The organism is Yersinia sp. 2466 StPb PI, assembly GCF_041538325.1.
GTDB lineage: Bacteria > Pseudomonadota > Gammaproteobacteria > Enterobacterales > Enterobacteriaceae > Yersinia > Yersinia enterocolitica_E.
Window position 1 is genome coordinate 2791791 of the sequence record NZ_JAULSL010000001.1, and the last position, 16900, is coordinate 2808690.

Genomic DNA, 16900 nt, shown 5'->3' on the forward strand with positions numbered 1-16900 from the left:
AACCTAAAATCCACATTTAAAATCAAATAGTTAAAAAGAGACCGAATACGATTCCTATATTCGGTCTAGGGAAATGGCTCTTGGGAGAGAGCCGTGCGCTAAAAGTTGGCATTAACGTAGGCTTATTCAGCCGTACTCCTTAAGCGTAGTCGAGTACATGTGTTTCGCCAACTTGGCAATAGAACTAATTAATTACGGTTGTAAACTAATCTGAATGGCGAAAACTCAAACCTATTACTAGTAATAGTAATCATTTGAAAAATACGGGTTAATATTGGTGAGTCTCACAATTTCAGGTTTAATTTTGACACAATGACATTGCACGCTGCTGGAAAGGCGCCAAGCTCATCTTCTGCCCAGGGTTGTTACTGTCATCTAACAACAAAATATCTAACGGCTTCGCTAATACAAGGCCAGATTTCATCTGCTCGGTAGCAATATCATTGAGGGGATATTGCGCTAACGTACTCGGGTTAATCACAAATAAAGCATTACCTGGGCGGCATTCCAGCATCACTTCTTCTCGGGTAAATGCCCATTGCTTACCAAATTCAAATTTACTGACCGTCACTATCTTTCCAGCAGCAATAGCGTTAATTGATAGCATCAGCAACGATAACGTCAGCACAAAACCTTTCATCTTAATTATCCTCAATTAATTGATTGCTTAGATTTTCTCGCATCCAAAGGCTCCAATGCAAGCTCAGTAGCAATATCTGTTACTTATAGCTTTACCCTATACCGGTGCCATAGTGGCAAAAACACTGACTAAGAGTAATACCGCTACACCGAGGATAATTTCCACACAACTATTTACCACTAGCCAATAGTGAGCTTTAGCGGGTAATTGCTTAAGCAATGGAACGATGAGATAACGATTAATCAGTGCAACAATAATCATAAACATCACCAATAACACTTTGCAGAGCAGAAGTATCTGATAAGTAGATGTCAGCGTCAGCGCGGTATCGCCCAGTATAATGATGCTGTTAATAACACCACTCGCCAGTACCAATGCTACGGCCAGATGTCCCCAGCTTGAGAATCGAATCAACGTAGTGATGGCTTCACGTTTGACATCATTATTGCGGGTATAAACGAGGCAAATCAGCAGCGCTGGTAAGCAACCCAGCCAGTAACCCGCACTGAGCAGATGTATGATTTGATTAGTTTGGTGAATCCATCCCACGACTCCAGCATGCATCGCCGCATGCCCGGTAAAAGCAAGACTCGCGAGTAACAGCGTTGAGCAGCCCGCTATCAGTCGATAGTTGCTACGAGTTGAACCCAGCAACACTATCCACATAATCAAAATGGATAAACCCATATGCCATTGCCACACCTGGCCGAAGCGTGTACCAAATACCGACCACCAAACGGTCAATCGATAAGTATCAGCCCAACCATCACCCATCATTCCAGCCTGAACGGCTAAAAGTCCCACGGCAGAGATAAGCCCCAGAAAAGTACTGAAGATCAGTAGAGGTGACAGACGGGTTTTGAGTATTGAAGAGAATCGATCTGGTGCTAATACAGCGGTGAATATACTGATGCCAAACATCAGCATCACCGCCAGAAAATGCAAGAAGCGACACAGAACGAATAGAGCCGCCAGAGACATATTATTTCACAGTGAAGCTGTATGTGCCTTTGGTTTTATGACCATCGACAGACACCACGTGCCATGAAACATTATATTTCCCTGCTGTTAATGCATGATCAATAGGCAAAATCAACTGTGTGTTATTCACCGGATCCAATTTTAACGCACCAGTTTTCACTACATTGTTATCAGGGCCGGTAACTTTCACGCCACTGAAATTGAGTTCAATACCTTCAGAGAAACCCAGCGTCACTGCTTCTGGTGCTGAACCGATAGTGGTATCGGCAGCTGGCGACTCTATTTTCAGGTGTGCGTGAGCCAGAGCTTGCTGGCTAGATAGCCCAACAAACAACACAATAAGCGCCGAAAGCATGCGGCAAGAAGAACGGACTTTGCGAATAAACATAGTATCCCTTAATCAATGGGGAAAAGAATCAATCTGCTACCAACCATATCCTATATTGGCAGCGCGAACCCCTATCACTTCCAGTCAATTGCACTACCTGTGAGATAGCACACAAAACAAAACGCCAAATTCTGAGTGGTGATTGAAATATCACCAATAATTGGGCAGCAATTCAACTCACTGCCTTGTCGTTATTGCAAATGATAACGATTTGAATATAGCAAGTCGAGAAACCATAGCTAAACAATATGCAATTAGCACGAAAACAATAAGATGGAGGGAGTTGTGTAGCTAAGTTAGCGGGGAAAAACGAAAATCGCAGTTCCTGATTCTGTTGATCGAGAATCAAAAACTGCGTCAATCACTCTAACAATACAGATTAAGCTTGAACGTGGCTTTGGGCCGCCATTGTTTTCAGATCTTTATCAACGAAGAACAATGAATTACCGCTGTTACCCACCAAGGCCAGTTTATCAAGAATGGATTTGAACAGTTTTTCTTCTTCATGCTGCTCAGCCACATACCATTGCAGGAAATTGAACGTGGAATAATCGTGGTTTTCCATTGCTGCATGAGCGAGTTCATTAATTTGAGTAGTAATAAGCTGCTCATGCTCGTAAGTCTGCTTGAATACATCAGCCAGAGAAGCAAAATCAATTGGTGGGGCGCTGATCGTACCCAAAACCGGCATAGAGCCTGTCCCGCTGAGATATTCGAACAAACGCTGCATGTGCTGCATCTCTTCTTGAGAATGCTCTTTTAAAAATGCCGCAGCACCTTCAAAACCTTTATCGCTGCACCAGGCACTCATTTGCAGGTAAAGATTCGCAGAGTAAAACTCCAGATTAAGCTGCTCATTGAGCTTTTTTGCCATTTCTGTTTTCAACATAATAATTCCCTTATTTTTATAATGCAGGTAAGCGATGATTATTTTTCGTATTATGCCAAGATAAATACAAAATAAGAACACCCCATTTACAATAAAAACATTAAAAAGATAAAGACAACTCAACCACTTGATTTAAATCATAAAATAATAAATCCCACAAATTACCGTAATTATTATAAGAATCATTCACATTACCGGCAAAATACTAAAAGGAATGATTATTATTTGATTTTCACCTTAAAATAATAATTAATTACAGTGGGTATTAATATTATCCCAATACAGATAACCGATTAATGTGATGGTTTGGTCACATCCGCTACTTGCCAATCCACGTTACCTGCATTACCTTTTGCGCCATACCCCCACAGCCTAAGAAGGAGAAAACGATGGGATATAATCTGACGGAGCTTTCTGACGAAGAAACGGCAAAAATGAATGTTGATTTAGCCGCTTCAGGTGTGGCGTTTAAAGAGCGTTACAATATGCCAGTGATTGCTGAAATGATCGCCCGGGAACAGCCGGAAGAACTGCGTGAGTATTTTTTACAACGCTTAGCTCACTACCGTGCTGAATCAATTAAATTCTCACGCTTACCGTATGAGCCCAAGATAAAGTAAGCGACTAAAAACTCCCGCAGGTATCAAGTTGCGGGAGTGGACCGAATAAGACAATTATGACTTACGCGCAAATCTATCTGTAGCCAGAATCAACTGGTGCAGAATTCCTGGCTCATCAAAGGAATGCCCCGCACCTTCGACAATATGCAATTCAGCCTCTGGCCAGGCTTGTGCTAAATCCCAGGCATTCTGTGGCTGGCACGCCATATCATATCGACCATGAATAATAACTGCTGGAATATGACGAATACGTGTCACGTTATCCAACAATTGGTTATCACTGTCTAAAAAACCTAGATGGGTAAAATAGTGATTTTCAATACGGGCAAAGGCCAGAGCAAAATCATCTTCGCCAAAGGAAGCAGAGCTTTTGGTCGGTAATAATGTAACAGTTTCACCTTCCCATAAACTCCAAATTTTGGCAGCCTCCAGTTGTACCGCCTTGTCAGGTGATGTCAGCCGCTTACGGTAAGCAGCAGTAATATCACTCCGTTCTTCTGGCGATAAAATGGAAAGTATACGTTGCCATTTATCTGGGAAAAAACGAGAGGCCCCATCCTGGTAGTACCAATTCAACTCTTTTTTGCGTAGTGTGAAAATTCCACGCAGAACCATCTCACTGACCCGTTCGGGGTGTGTTTCACCATAAGCCAATGCGAGTGTTGAGCCCCATGAACCACCAAAGATCAGCCACTTATCTACATCCGCCATTTTGCGTAGCCGTTCGATATCATCGACCAAATGCCAGGTTGTATTATTGTCCAGACTGGCGTGGGGTTTTGAACGACCACATCCACGTTGATCAAACAGCAGCACTTTATATTTTTTAGGGTTAAAAAGTTGCCGGTGATAAGGTGCAATACCCCCTCCCGGTCCACCATGTATAAATACAGCTGGTTTACCTTCTGGGTTGCCACAGAGTTCCCAATAAATCTGATGCCCATCGCCGGTGTCTAATAAACCACTGTCGTAGGGTTCATACGCTGGATAAAGCCCACGTAATTGTTCCATTATTTTTCCATGTTTGTTATTAGACATTAAAGTTATCAAAGCCTATACAGCACGCAGGGTCAACGATAAAACATCACATTTACGCCAATCAGCCAATTAATTCCTCCAACTGGCGATAATTACGCCATATCTCAATGCATTCTGCGCAGTTATATCCTCGGGATAACACGATTTAAACGGTAACAAGATAAATTAAGATTTAATAATACTGTTGTTAAACAATAGATTAATTGCATTGATGCTTTATCTCCTTGCAACTTACCCTCATAAGGTGGTTAATAGGTGGGCGTACCAACCTAACCGAAGGTAAAGAGAGGCAAGCCATGAGTAAGGGAATGGACAGCAAAAAGAACGCGAAGAAAAAGCCACTAAAAACTCCAGCTGAGAAAAAAGCGGAGAAACGCGCTAAGAAGTCATCTTCTACCAGCGCAGAATAAACGGGCTTTTCGTCTCGTCAGTCAACCCGCCATATTAGGCGGGTTTTTTGTTGCTATTATTTAGCAATAGTCGGTGGGAGATAGAAATGTATTTTCGTGTTATCGATACCGAAACCTGTGGTTTAGCCGGTGGGATTGTTGAGGTTGCTTCTATTGATTTAGTTGATGGAGCATTGGCTAACCCTATGAGTGATCTGATTAGTCCAGACCGACCAATCAGCATTGATGCGATGGTAATCCACCATATCACTGAAGAAATGGTAGAAGGCAAACCACGAATTGCGGTGGCGATTAGAAGATATCAAGGCAGCCCATATTATGTTGCCCATAATGCGCCTTTTGATCGTGGGGTATTACCGGAGATGGGCGGCCAATGGATTTGTACGCTTAAGCTGGCACGAATGCTCTATCCTGACATTAAGCACAGTAATCAATATCTGCGTTACGCTTTGCGACTGAATGTTTCAGTACCGGATAATCTATACCCGCATCGTGCTTTATACGACTGCTATGTCACTGCGGCGCTATTACAGCGCATTATGCAAGACTCTGGTTGGAACGCCGAACAAATGGCCGAGATAACACAGCAGCCGCTGTTATTACAGACATTTAAATTTGGGAAATACCGGGGCAAAAGCATTGAACAGATAGCCCGGCAAGACCCGGACTATCTGCGTTGGATGTTAGCTTCAATAACTGACCTTACGCCAGATATGCGCCATACCCTGACCTATTACCTGACGTAATATTCCTGACTAGATTAAGCCAAAGCCAGTATGAATGCATATTCCAAAGCGATGTCTTCATACGCTTTGAAACGGCCTGATTTACCGCCATGACCTGAATCCATATCGGTGTAGAGCAATAATTGGTGGTCATCCGTTTTCATTTCACGCAGCTTGGCGACCCACTTTGCCGGTTCCCAGTATTGAACCTGTGAATCATGTAAGCCGGTAGTCACCAGCATGTGCGGATAATCCTGAGCCTTTACCTGATCATAAGGACTGTATTGCTTAATATAGTCGTAATACGTCTTATCGTTCGGGTTGCCCCATTCATCATACTCGCCAGTGGTGAGAGGAATCGATTCATCCAACATGGTGGTTACCACATCAACAAACGGCACCTGTGCCACTACGCCTTTATATAACCCGGGTTCCTGATTGATGACCGTCCCCATCAACAAGCCACCAGCACTGCCTCCCATGGCAAATACACGGTTAGCATCACCATAACCCTCAGTTATCAATGCTTTGGTAACATCGATAAAATCGTTGAAAGTATTTAACTTGTTGAGCAATTTACCGTCTTCATACCACTGCTGTCCCAATTCTCCGCCGCCCCGAATATGAGCCAGAGCGAAGACAAAACCACGATCCAATAGGCTTAATCGGCTACCACTGAATGCGGGATCCATACTGCTGCCATATGAGCCATAGCCATAAACCAACAGTGGATTACTACCTGAAACAAAGTGATCTTGGTGATAAACCAATGAAACCGGCACTTTTACGCCGTCGGTTGCAGTGACCCATATCCGCTCGCTACGATACTTTTCCGGGGTGAAATTCTTCACTTCTTGCTGTTTCAGTAGCTGGCGCGTACCTGTATCCATATTAAGTTCAAACATTGAACTTGGTGTGGTCATAGAGGAGTAGCCATAGCGCAGCAATTCTGTTTCTGGCTCGGGGTTATAAGCCAGCCAGGTAACATAGGTTGGGTCATCAAAAGTAATGTATTTCTCTTCGTCAGTGGCCCAGTGAATCTGTCGTAAATGCGTCAGCCCTTCACTACGCTCTTCCACTACCAACCAATCACGGAATAGGCTGAAGCCCTCCAACATAACATCAGTTGTTGGCGCGATTAATGACACCCATTGAGATTCATCGGCAAAATCACGTTGTTCCTTACCTTCTTCGGCTATTTTGTACAAACCGAAATTCTTGCCATCTTTATTTGAGCGTAAATAAAAATGTTGCTTATAGTGGTCCAACCCGTATTCATGGTCTTTACGGCGCGGTGCAAACATCTGTGGTGCGGATTCAGGCTTATCAGCATCCAGCAACAAGATTTCAGATGTAGTGGTACTGCTCAGATTAATAACAATGAAACGTTCAGATGTGGTTTTTTCCAGCCCAACATAAAATGTATCGTCAGTTTCCTGATAAATAAGTTGGTCCAATTGAGGGTCGGTTCCTACTACATGGCGATACACTTGATAAGGCAGTAATGTTTTTTCATGTTTGCGCACGTAATAGAGCGTTTTTGAATCATTGGCCCACTCAAAACTACCTGAGGTATTGCTGATAACTTCTTCGTGCCAAACATCACTTTGCAAATGTTTCACCCGAATATCATATTGGCGACGCGATAAGAAATCCTCTGCAACCGCTAATAGATGATTATCTGGGCTAACATCCAACCCACCCAAGGTATAAAACTCACTGTCCGCTGCCCGTTGGTTGCCATCCAATAACGTTTCCCAACTGCTATCAGCCCAAACCGGTTGACGCACGTAAATAGCATATTCATTACCCGGCTCAAAACGCGTCTGATAGCGATAGCCATTGCGGATATAGGGGACTGATTCTTCCTGTGGCGGAATTCGCGAAACCATCTCTTGATACAGGGTTTCTCGCAAAGGTTGTTGTGGCTGCAACACTGCGTTGGTGAAATCATTTTCAGCTTGCAAGTAGTTCAGAACATCGGCGTCAGTACGCTCGTCATCACGTAGCCAATAATAGTCATCTACACGGGTATCGCCGTGCATAGTTATTGGATAAGGGCGTTTATCGGCCTTTGGAGGTATGGTCATTGGTTGAGTTATCCATCTGTGTTCGTTAACGCGAGAGTGACACGATTACCTGTGGATGCCAAGCACCAGCATATGCTTATAATTTAGCTGAAGGGAGCTAATTAAATGATAAATATGATTATAAAAGAGACCTGAGAGAGTATCCGCCGTGAGGGGGGATAAACAGGTACCAGATACGTTTCCTCCAGCACCTGTTTGGCAGCTATTAACTTTATGCAGACGTTATTCTACCCAGACCTATTTGAGTCAATTACTAATGAGAGGTATACCTATTTAGGGCCATTATAGGTAATGCTGCCAGCTTTGCAGTCAAGTACCACTTGGTAGGTTTTGTCACCCTTGTTACCACGAACAGTCATTGGAACCTGCCAGACATCATCCTGGCCTGTAATGTCTACCGCGCTAATCCAAACCACTGGGCTATCAGTACCCAATTGTTTCTTATCCGCTTCCCAACGCGTAATTCTGTTTTGCAGAAAATCTCGCTTAACCTGCGTTGCTACCTGAGATTGGTTTAAACCGGGGCAAGCAGGTAATTTCGCTACTCGCGGCTCTTGGGCCTGTACACCACTGGTGATACCCGCCAATGCAGTGATCAATACCAAGGCTAATCCTGTCTTTCTCATCATTCCTCCAAATATTATTATTTCTATCCTATGGTAGGAACGATGATTGAAAGGTAGGTTACAGAGTGAACAGCGTTGCAGGGTAATAATGATAACGCCGTTTAATTAACACCGCGTAAATTCAATCACATAAAACTGTTCCAGCCCAGGATAGATCTCCTTAATCACCTTTTTCAGCTCATCCAATGACATATTTTCTTGCTCCGCATGACGGTCAGACAGTGCCTCCAGCATGATTGGCGTGACTGATTTGACCATAATGTGGCAGAAGAATACGCCATCTTCATTGCGACATACGCGCAAGGTTTCCCCTGGGCGGAAATCGGATTCACTGCTATCCCGGATGGTGATCGTCTTACGATCTGCCAGAATATCCGCCTCAAATCGGCTAAAGAAGGTGATTTCACGATTCATTTTAGATCCCTTTTTCACTTTCTGCTGAAAGTTGGCAAATTAAGCGGCTTGATTTTCTTCAGATTTGTTTTTTTTCTCTGGTACATTCTTTTCCGCTTTCACTTTTGCTTGCCCATCGACAGGAGTCGCAGGGTTAGCACCTCGAAGAATTTGCCCCAACGCCTCTTTATTTTCTGCCAGGAAGAAACTCAGCGCCTCGCGTTGATCTTCTTCAAGGGTTAAGGGAGCCTGTGACAGCCACTCAGACAAATTGTCAGCCAAATCCAGCATTTTATCGTAAGCATCGGCTTCTTTTTTGGTTGTGAAAGTCATTTTTTCCTCACCCTGTCTTACCACGACGAATTTTATTTCAACGGCCATTGCTGTATGTCCTTTTCATGTCTTTCACGCCCACAAGTAACTGTACATATAAACAGTATAGTGTGAGTTGTCGGGGGGATGCAACAGTCATCTCCCCTTCGTGTAATTATTTCAATAAACGGGCTTTGCAGTTTTTGCCTTTAATCTTGCCTTGTTGTAATTGCTGTAAGGCACGTTTGGCACTGGCTTTACGGATTGCAACATAGGCATGGACTGGGAACATATCAATCTTACCGACGTCAGCAGCGGTCAGACCGGCCTCACCGGTTAAAGCACCCAAAATATCACCTGGGCGAATTTTTGCTTTGCGCCCACCATCAATGCATAACGTGACCATTTCAGGCTCTAGCATCGTGTTAGCACTACGGCTCACCTGTTCCGCCGGGGTCCATTTCAGTTTTATTTGCAGATAATCTTCAATGGCATGCGCGCGGGACATCTCTTGTGGTGTACACAAGCTAACCGCCAGACCACTCATCCCTGCCCGACCAGTACGACCAATACGGTGCACGTGAACCTCTGGGTCAAAGGCCAGCTCAAAGTTAACCACCAGCGCCAGATCTTTAATGTCCAGGCCTCGGGCTGCTACATCGGTTGCCACCAGCACACGACAACTGCGGTTGGCAAAACGCACCAGCACCTGATCACGGTCACGTTGTTCTAAGTCACCATGCAAAGCCAGCACACTGATTCCACGAGATTCCAATGCTTCATAGACACTTTGGCAATCTTTCTTGGTGTTACAGAAAACCACACAAGAACTCGGCTGATAATGACTGAGAACTGATATCAGTAGCGGCAAACGTTTTTCGCGGGTGGTTTCAAAGAACACCTGCTCAATGGCAGGAACTTCATCGCCATCATCAACTTCAACATTGATTGGTTGGCGTTGAACTCGCGCACTGATTCGTTCGATACCGACCGGATAGGTAGCTGAGAACAGTAGGGTTTGGCGCTGTGGCGGGGTATAGGCAATGACATCGTCGATGGCATCGGTAAAGCCCATATCCAGCATGCGATCAGCCTCATCCAATACCAGAATCTTAAGATCTTCCAGTACCAGTGTTTTCTTACGCAAATGCTCCTGAATACGCCCCGGCGTGCCCACAACAATGTGTGGCGCATGTACCAGTGAATCCAATTGATGCCCCATCGGTTGGCCACCGCACAAGGTCAGGATTTTAATGTTTTGCGTGAAACGGGCCAATCGGCGCAACTCTTTGCTGACCTGATCAGCCAATTCACGGGTCGGGCACAGTACCAATGCCTGGGTAACAAACTCACCGACCGCAATTTTATCGAGTAAACCAATACCGAATGCCGCAGTTTTGCCACTGCCGGTTTTGGCTTTCGCCCGGACATCCTGCCCGTTGAGGATTGCCGGTAAAGCCGCAGCCTGTACCGGTGTCATCTCGGTATAGCCAAGTTCATTAAGATTGGACAACTGCTCAGCAGGCAGCGTCAGGGAAGAAAAGGAAGTTGTGCTCACGGCAGTAACTCTTATAACTGGATGGAATGGCAGCGACAGCCTGAAGGCAAGCGCAAGATTTTGGCGCGATAATACCAGAAATGGGGGCATTGCCGGAGTTAAACCGCAAAAAACAAACCAAATACGCAATGCGCTGCGCATATATTGATATCGACTCACTGCCATTCGCCAGATACGCAATCGTTTTCGTTGCCATTTTGCCGTATACTGGCGCCCGTAAAATTGATCGCGCGACAAATAAATGTGCAACTATCCCACTGATGTAGGTACCTAACTATGCTAACTATTGGAACCGCTCTGCGCCCAGGCGCTACCCGTGTCATGTTGCTTGGCTCTGGCGAGTTGGGTAAAGAAGTGGCTATCGAATGCCAAAGACTGGGGCTGGAAGTGATTGCCGTGGATCGCTATGCAGATGCACCCGCCATGCATGTTGCCCATCGCAGCCATGTAATTAATATGCTGGATGGCTCGGCGCTGAAACAGTTGGTCGAACAGGAAAAACCGCACTATATCGTGCCAGAAATAGAAGCTATCGCCACCGATATGCTGGTTGAACTCGAGATGATGGGCCAACGGGTCGTGCCTTGTGCCGAGGCAACCCGGCTGACGATGAACCGTGAAGGCATTCGCCGTTTAGCGGCAGAAACCCTGCAATTGCCAACCTCTAGCTACCGTTTCGCCGACACTGATAGCGCATTCCGTCAGGCCGTTAGTGAAGTGGGTTATCCCTGTATCGTTAAGCCAGTAATGAGTTCTTCCGGTAAAGGCCAAAGTCTGATCCGCAATGCAGGTCAACTGCAAACCGCCTGGGATTATGCCCAACAAGGTGGCCGCGCCGGGGGTGGCAGAGTGATTGTTGAAGGCTTGGTTCGTTTTGATTTTGAAATTACCCTGCTGACAATCAATGCTGTTGATGGCATCCATTTTTGTGCGCCTATTGGCCACCGTCAGGAAGATGGCGACTACCGTGAGTCTTGGCAACCACAGGTGATGAGTGAGACCGCCTTGGCGCGCGCAAAAGCGATCGCGTCTCAGGTGGTGAAAGCTCTCGGCGGTTATGGCTTATTTGGCGTGGAATTATTTGTTTGTGGCGATGAAGTGATTTTCAGTGAAGTGTCACCGCGCCCGCACGATACCGGCATGGTGACGTTAATTTCACAAAATATGTCTGAGTTCGCATTACATGTCCGGGCATTTCTTGGTTTCCCGATTGGCACTATCCGTCAATATGGCGCGGCCGCTTCAGCGGTTATTTTACCTGAATTGACCAGCCAGAATATTGCTTATCATGGCTTAGAAACTGCGTTGACTGGCGATACGCAAATTCGCTTATTTGGTAAACCTGACATTGCCGGCAAACGGCGTTTAGGGGTGGCGCTGGCCGTCGCTGATGATATCACTACCGCCATCGAAGTAGCGAAACGAGCCGCAGCGGCTGTCGTGGTCAGTGGGTAACCCTCAGCCCGTTCATCTGGTTATCCCATAAAAAACCCGCCAATTAACGGCGGGTTTAATCAGTTGCTATCCCGAGCTTATCCCTCGTACGGATCCTCAATGTCATCCGCATCTTGCTCATTATCACGGCGATAATCAGATTCATCATGATCATCAAAATCAGTATCTTCAAAGATAGCCATGGCTTGTGGATCATCTTGGTGCCGCTCACGGATTTCTGCGGCCACCAGTGCGATCGCTTCACCACTGCTCATACCTTCTGACATGAATTTGTGAATACGTTCGACAGCTTCTTGCTGTTCCTCATGGGAAAGTGAAGGCATACCCGCTAGCATTGATTCATCTCCAACATATAATTGATTAAGTATACCTGTTTATTCGGGTCTGCGGTGAATTGACTGCCCCAGACGACCCGCCCGCCAATTTATGCTAATCTTCCCTGCGGCGCGCTGCGAACTGCGTCATCGCGCCCCCAATATGTCCATCCGAAAGAAAAGAATAGTGACTCATGAGTGTGAAATCCCTGACCATCAAAGCCTTGCCTTATCAGCCTGACGCCCTGCTCCAACAATTTGCTCCACTCGCCAATCAAAGCTGGGCAATGCTGCTGCATTCGGGATTCGCAGAACATGCTCATAATCGTTTTGATATATTGGTCGCTGACCCGCAGGTAACACTCACCACTCGGGGCCTGCAAACGGAGATAATCAGCGCGCAAGGCCGAGTCTGCTCCCCGGCAGATCCCTTCTGTTTATTACAGCAGCAGCTCGATAAATTCGCCTTGCCACTGCCATCACACCCTGACCTGCCATTTCTGGGCGGTGCATTGGGGTTATTTGGTTATGACCTGGGCCGTCGAGTTGAGAAGTTGCCGACACTGGCCGAACAAGATATCGCATTACCGGATATGGCGGTCGGCTTGTATGACTGGGCGCTGATTGCCGACCATCATTTGCAGAAGCTGACGCTGGTGTGTCATGGGGATGCCGAGCAGCGCCTACTCTGGCTACAGCAGCAACAGAGTCCTAAAGCTCCCCAGTCATTCACACTGACCAGCCCATGGCAGGCCAATATGTCGCGGGCGGAATATGGCGAAAAATTCCGCCAGATTCAAGAGTACCTGCACAGTGGTGACTGCTATCAAATTAATCTGGCACAGAGATTCAGTGCTGAATATCAAGGTGATGAATGGCAAGCCTTTCTGTCGTTGAGTCGCAGTAATCGCGCACCGTTTTCGGCCTTTATCCGCTTGCCACACAACGCCATACTGAGTGTCTCGCCGGAGCGCTTTTTATGGCTGGAAAACCATCAAATTCAAACCCGCCCGATCAAGGGCACACTGCCACGTTTGGAGCTCCCCGAGCAGGACCGCTTGCAGGCTGAACGGTTAGCTAACTCACCGAAAGATCGGGCTGAAAATCTGATGATAGTGGACCTGCTGCGCAACGATATTGGCCGTGTGGCACAACCAGGTAGCGTGCGGGTGCCTGAGTTATTTGTTGTTGAGCCTTTCCCGGCAGTGCACCATTTAGTTAGCACCATTACCGCGACCCTGCCTGCTGAATGCCCGGCGACGGCGCTGCTTCGAGCCTGCTTCCCCGGTGGTTCAATAACCGGAGCACCGAAGATTCGTGCCATGGAGATCATCGAACAACTGGAGCCACAGCGGCGCAATGCCTATTGCGGTAACATTGGCTATATTAGTTGCTGTGGTACGATGGATACCAACATCACCATCCGCACGCTGTTGACCGAAAACGGCAAAATCTATTGTTCTGCCGGTGGAGGAATTGTGGCTGATAGCCAGGAGCAGGCTGAATATCAGGAAACATTTGATAAAATCGCCCGCATTTTGCCGCAACTGGAAATGCCTGGCGTTGAAAAAGACAGCTTATAAGCGAGCCATTCTGTGAGTGAATTATTTATCGGGCAAACTTTGTCTGAATTTATCAGCCGGTTTCAACTGCAACTGCCCCAAGCTGGCAGCTTTACGGCCAATAGCCACCATGCCGCGGTTTTAATTCCGATAATTTGTCGACCAGAGCCTACTTTACTGCTGACACGGCGCTCTGATCATCTGCGTAAACATGCCGGTCAGGTCGCCTTCCCCGGCGGCAAAGCAGACAGGGAAGACAGTTCACTGATTGATACCGCACTGCGTGAAGCGCAAGAAGAGGTCGCTATTCCTGCTTCGGCGGTACATGTCCTCGGGCAACTGGCGCCATTAGACAGTTCCAGTGGTTATCAGGTCACCCCGATTGTTGGTTTGATCCCCGCTAATATTGCCTTTCATGCTAATGAAGAAGAGGTGGCTGGTCTGTTTGAAATGCCCTTACACGAGGCGCTTAGCCTTTCACGCTACTATTCTCTGGATATCCATCGTGGAGGTGTCAATCACCGGGTCTATCTTTCTTGGTATGAGAGCCAGTTTGTCTGGGGCTTGACGGCGGCAATTATCCGGCGGCTGGCACAACAGGTGAGTATTTAATCTAAAACCATCACTCAAGCATGGGTAATGAGTGACACACCTCACAGCGTTGCCGCTAAAAAAGCTGAATTACAGCATAAAGCGATCCCTATCACCCCATCACATCGATTTTTACTCTACTTTCCTTGCACAACCATTTTAAAAAAACTGTAAACTGGCCTGTCAGCGTTATGAAATATCTGTAAAATAACATTCATCACTATAAACCACTAAAAATGTAAGGTTAAAACCTGATAGTGAGCGCCACTGATGTCATCCTAAGCTGCTCTCGATTTAGTTCGTGGGTGATAACACAGGCAGACACCATATGTAGTTAATTTCATATGGTTTTTGATCGTTTTTTAGCCCTAAATTGATCGTGATATGTAACTGTTGCGGCATCAAATCGATGCGGCTAACACCAGTAGGACCCAAATAAACAAGGGTCTGTGATGGCAATACTTCATGTATAAATATTTATCATGCGAAGTAACCTGCTGCTATCCACAGAACTCTTATACTTAATATAGATATTCTCAGTCACATTCATATGCACTGGGAATAACAAAATGCGTTGTTAAGGAGTTATAGCGTGATTAGCGTTTTTGACATGTTTAAGATTGGTATCGGCCCATCCAGCTCTCATACTGTTGGGCCAATGAAAGCTGGCAAGGAGTTTGCTGATTTGCTGGTGACTCAGGGCTTGATGCCATCTGTCACGCGTGTTGCCGTTGATGTTTACGGCTCACTCTCATTGACAGGGAAAGGTCATCACACCGATATCGCCATTATTATGGGGTTAGCCGGCAATATGCCTGACACCGTGGATATCGACAGCATCCCAGCCTTTATCCGTGATGTGGGATTAAGCCAGAAATTGATGCTTGCCAATGGGTTGCGTGAAGTTGATTTCCCACGGGAAGGCGGAATGGTGTTCCGCAGCGATAATCTGCCACTGCACGAAAATGGCATGCAAATCCACGCCTTTGCCGGTGATGAGAAAGTGCTGAGCAAAACTTATTATTCAATCGGTGGGGGTTTCATCGTTGATGAAGAGCATTTCGGCAAAGCTGCGGTAAATGCCGTCAGCGTGCCCTATCCATTTAATTCTGCTGAAGAAATTCTGGCAAACTGCAAGCAAACCGGCATGTCTATCTCCGGTATGGTGATGCAGAATGAGCTGGCGATGCACAGCAAAGAAGAGATTGAAGCCTATTTCACCGCTATCTGGCAGACCATGCGCGCCTGTATTGATCGCGGTCTGAACACCGAGGGCGTATTACCGGGTCCTCTGCGTGTACCGCGCCGTGCCTCCGCATTGCGCCGCCTGCTAGTCTCTTCCGATAGCCTGTCCAGTGATCCAATGAACGTTATTGATTGGGTCAATATGTTTGCACTGGCAGTTAATGAAGAAAATGCGGCTGGCGGGCGTGTTGTTACCGCGCCAACCAACGGCGCTTGCGGTATCGTCCCCGCAGTGCTGGCATATTACGACCACTTTATTGAGCCGGTCACCCCGGAAATCTTTATCCGCTATTTCCTGTCATCAGGTGCTGTCGGTATTTTGTACAAGATGAATGCCTCTATTTCTGGCGCTGAAGTAGGCTGTCAAGGTGAAGTGGGCGTTGCCTGCTCAATGGCAGCCGCAGGTCTGGCTGAATTACTGGGTGCCAGCCCAGAAAAGGTCTGTATTGCCGCTGAAATTGGCATGGAACACAATTTGGGGCTGACCTGTGACCCGGTTGCCGGCCAGGTACAAGTGCCTTGTATTGAACGTAATGCCATCGCATCAGTAAAAGCCATTAACTCTGCACGTATGGCGATGCGCCGCACCAGTGATCCACGCGTCTCCCTCGATAAAGTTATCGAAACCATGTTTGAGACCGGTAAAGATATGAATGCCAAATATCGCGAAACATCCCGTGGCGGTCTGGCTATCAAAGTACAATGTAATTAATTTATTACATTGAAAAAATCGTGTTCATCAAGGGGATGCCGGTGCGCCCCTTGATGCACAGTAAAAGATTAAAAATAACTGTTATGCCTAGCAACCAAAACATGCGGGAATGCAACATATCTCACAACACACAGACCAATCAATATCTCCTTGAGGTATTTGAGGCTGAGTATCGCACGCTTTTTTATTTACCTCAGCGGCGATGGGTGTCGATAATGCATCACTAAGCGCCCTTGACGCCGTCTCCTGGCCGAATGTACCAAATGAAGACAGCATTAATACAAGAACAAAAACTATCTTTCTCATAGAACCTCCATCACGAGCGGGTAGAATGGTGAAAATATAGGTTAT

Annotated in this window: 18 protein-coding genes; 6 read left to right on the forward strand and 12 right to left on the reverse strand. The window is 46.4% G+C overall.

From position 1 onward, the window contains the following. Positions 1-298: 298 nt before the first annotated feature. The 4 genes from Q2T72_RS12665 to ftnA all read right to left on the reverse strand — a co-directional run bounded on the left by Q2T72_RS12665 (position 299) and on the right by ftnA (position 2898). Entirely contained in the window at positions 299-640 is a 342-nt protein-coding gene (locus tag Q2T72_RS12665; protein WP_193784646.1) for a YebY family protein, read from the reverse strand. Positions 641-736: 96 nt separating this feature from the next. Then, positions 737-1621, reverse strand: coding sequence for a copper homeostasis membrane protein CopD (copD, locus tag Q2T72_RS12670; RefSeq protein WP_372569260.1), 885 nt, complete (start codon positions 1619-1621; stop codon positions 737-739). Between the two features lies 1 nt (position 1622). Next, positions 1623-2009 carry a CopC domain-containing protein YobA gene (gene yobA / locus Q2T72_RS12675; RefSeq protein ID WP_083158610.1) on the reverse strand — a complete coding sequence of 129 codons (387 nt, stop codon included), beginning with the start codon at positions 2007-2009 and terminating at the stop codon, positions 1623-1625. 379 nt (positions 2010-2388) lie between these two features. Continuing rightward, the gene (gene ftnA / locus Q2T72_RS12680; RefSeq protein ID WP_083158609.1) at positions 2389-2898 is read right to left on the reverse strand and encodes a non-heme ferritin; all 510 of its coding nucleotides are present in this window, start codon (positions 2896-2898) and stop codon (positions 2389-2391) included. Positions 2899-3287: 389 nt separating this feature from the next. Here ftnA and Q2T72_RS12685 point away from each other — a divergent pair, with 389 nt between their 5' ends. Next, complete coding sequence (locus Q2T72_RS12685; protein WP_083158608.1) at positions 3288-3518, forward strand: DNA polymerase III subunit theta; 231 nt, start codon at positions 3288-3290, stop codon at positions 3516-3518. A gap of 54 nt (positions 3519-3572) precedes the next feature. On the opposite strand, the gene pip is transcribed toward Q2T72_RS12685, so the two are convergent. Next, a complete protein-coding gene (gene pip / locus Q2T72_RS12690) occupies positions 3573-4529 on the reverse strand; it encodes a prolyl aminopeptidase (RefSeq protein WP_083158607.1) in 957 nt (318 codons plus the stop codon). Between the two features lie 523 nt (positions 4530-5052). On the opposite strand from pip, the gene exoX reads away from it, so the two are divergent. Beyond that, positions 5053-5712: an exodeoxyribonuclease X gene (gene exoX, locus Q2T72_RS12695; RefSeq protein WP_083158606.1), complete on the forward strand. Its 660-nt coding sequence runs from the start codon at positions 5053-5055 to the stop codon at positions 5710-5712. Between the two features lie 14 nt (positions 5713-5726). On the opposite strand, the gene Q2T72_RS12700 is transcribed toward exoX, so the two are convergent. From Q2T72_RS12700 to dbpA, 5 genes are all read right to left on the reverse strand, one after another. Then, positions 5727-7781 (reverse strand): S9 family peptidase, encoded by a 2055-nt coding sequence (locus Q2T72_RS12700; protein WP_372569261.1) that lies wholly within the window; start codon positions 7779-7781, stop codon positions 5727-5729. A 269-nt stretch (positions 7782-8050) separates the two neighbouring features. Next, positions 8051-8407, reverse strand: a complete 357-nt coding sequence (gene yebF / locus Q2T72_RS12705; RefSeq protein WP_265331620.1) for a protein YebF — start codon at positions 8405-8407, stop codon at positions 8051-8053. 105 nt (positions 8408-8512) lie between these two features. Further along, on the reverse strand, positions 8513-8821 hold the full coding sequence (gene yqfB, locus Q2T72_RS12710; RefSeq protein ID WP_372569262.1) for a N(4)-acetylcytidine aminohydrolase: 309 nt from the start codon (positions 8819-8821) through the stop codon (positions 8513-8515). A gap of 39 nt (positions 8822-8860) precedes the next feature. Beyond that, a complete protein-coding gene (locus Q2T72_RS12715; protein ID WP_083158602.1) occupies positions 8861-9181 on the reverse strand; it encodes a YebG family protein in 321 nt (106 codons plus the stop codon). 106 nt (positions 9182-9287) lie between these two features. Then, complete coding sequence (gene dbpA / locus Q2T72_RS12720) at positions 9288-10670, reverse strand: ATP-dependent RNA helicase DbpA (protein ID WP_083158601.1); 1383 nt, start codon at positions 10668-10670, stop codon at positions 9288-9290. 276 nt (positions 10671-10946) lie between these two features. Here dbpA and purT point away from each other — a divergent pair, with 276 nt between their 5' ends. Further along, a complete protein-coding gene (purT, locus tag Q2T72_RS12725; RefSeq protein ID WP_083158599.1) occupies positions 10947-12125 on the forward strand; it encodes a formate-dependent phosphoribosylglycinamide formyltransferase in 1179 nt (392 codons plus the stop codon). A gap of 77 nt (positions 12126-12202) precedes the next feature. Here the strand turns inward: purT and Q2T72_RS12730 are convergent, their stop codons facing one another. Beyond that, entirely contained in the window at positions 12203-12460 is a 258-nt protein-coding gene (locus Q2T72_RS12730) for a YoaH family protein (protein ID WP_083158598.1), read from the reverse strand. Between the two features lie 173 nt (positions 12461-12633). Between Q2T72_RS12730 and pabB the strand changes: the two genes are divergently transcribed. The 3 genes from pabB (at position 12634) to Q2T72_RS12745 (ending at position 16549) form a co-directional block, all read left to right on the forward strand. Beyond that, positions 12634-14022 carry an aminodeoxychorismate synthase component 1 gene (gene pabB / locus Q2T72_RS12735; protein ID WP_083158597.1) on the forward strand — a complete coding sequence of 463 codons (1389 nt, stop codon included), beginning with the start codon at positions 12634-12636 and terminating at the stop codon, positions 14020-14022. A 12-nt stretch (positions 14023-14034) separates the two neighbouring features. Further along, positions 14035-14613, forward strand: coding sequence for a CoA pyrophosphatase (locus Q2T72_RS12740; protein WP_083158596.1), 579 nt, complete (start codon positions 14035-14037; stop codon positions 14611-14613). 571 nt (positions 14614-15184) lie between these two features. Continuing rightward, positions 15185-16549, forward strand: coding sequence for an L-serine ammonia-lyase (locus Q2T72_RS12745; RefSeq protein ID WP_083158595.1), 1365 nt, complete (start codon positions 15185-15187; stop codon positions 16547-16549). 87 nt (positions 16550-16636) lie between these two features. On the opposite strand, the gene Q2T72_RS12750 is transcribed toward Q2T72_RS12745, so the two are convergent. Next, positions 16637-16855, reverse strand: coding sequence for an ST-I family heat-stable enterotoxin (locus Q2T72_RS12750; RefSeq protein WP_072086298.1), 219 nt, complete (start codon positions 16853-16855; stop codon positions 16637-16639). Positions 16856-16900 lie beyond the last annotated feature (45 nt).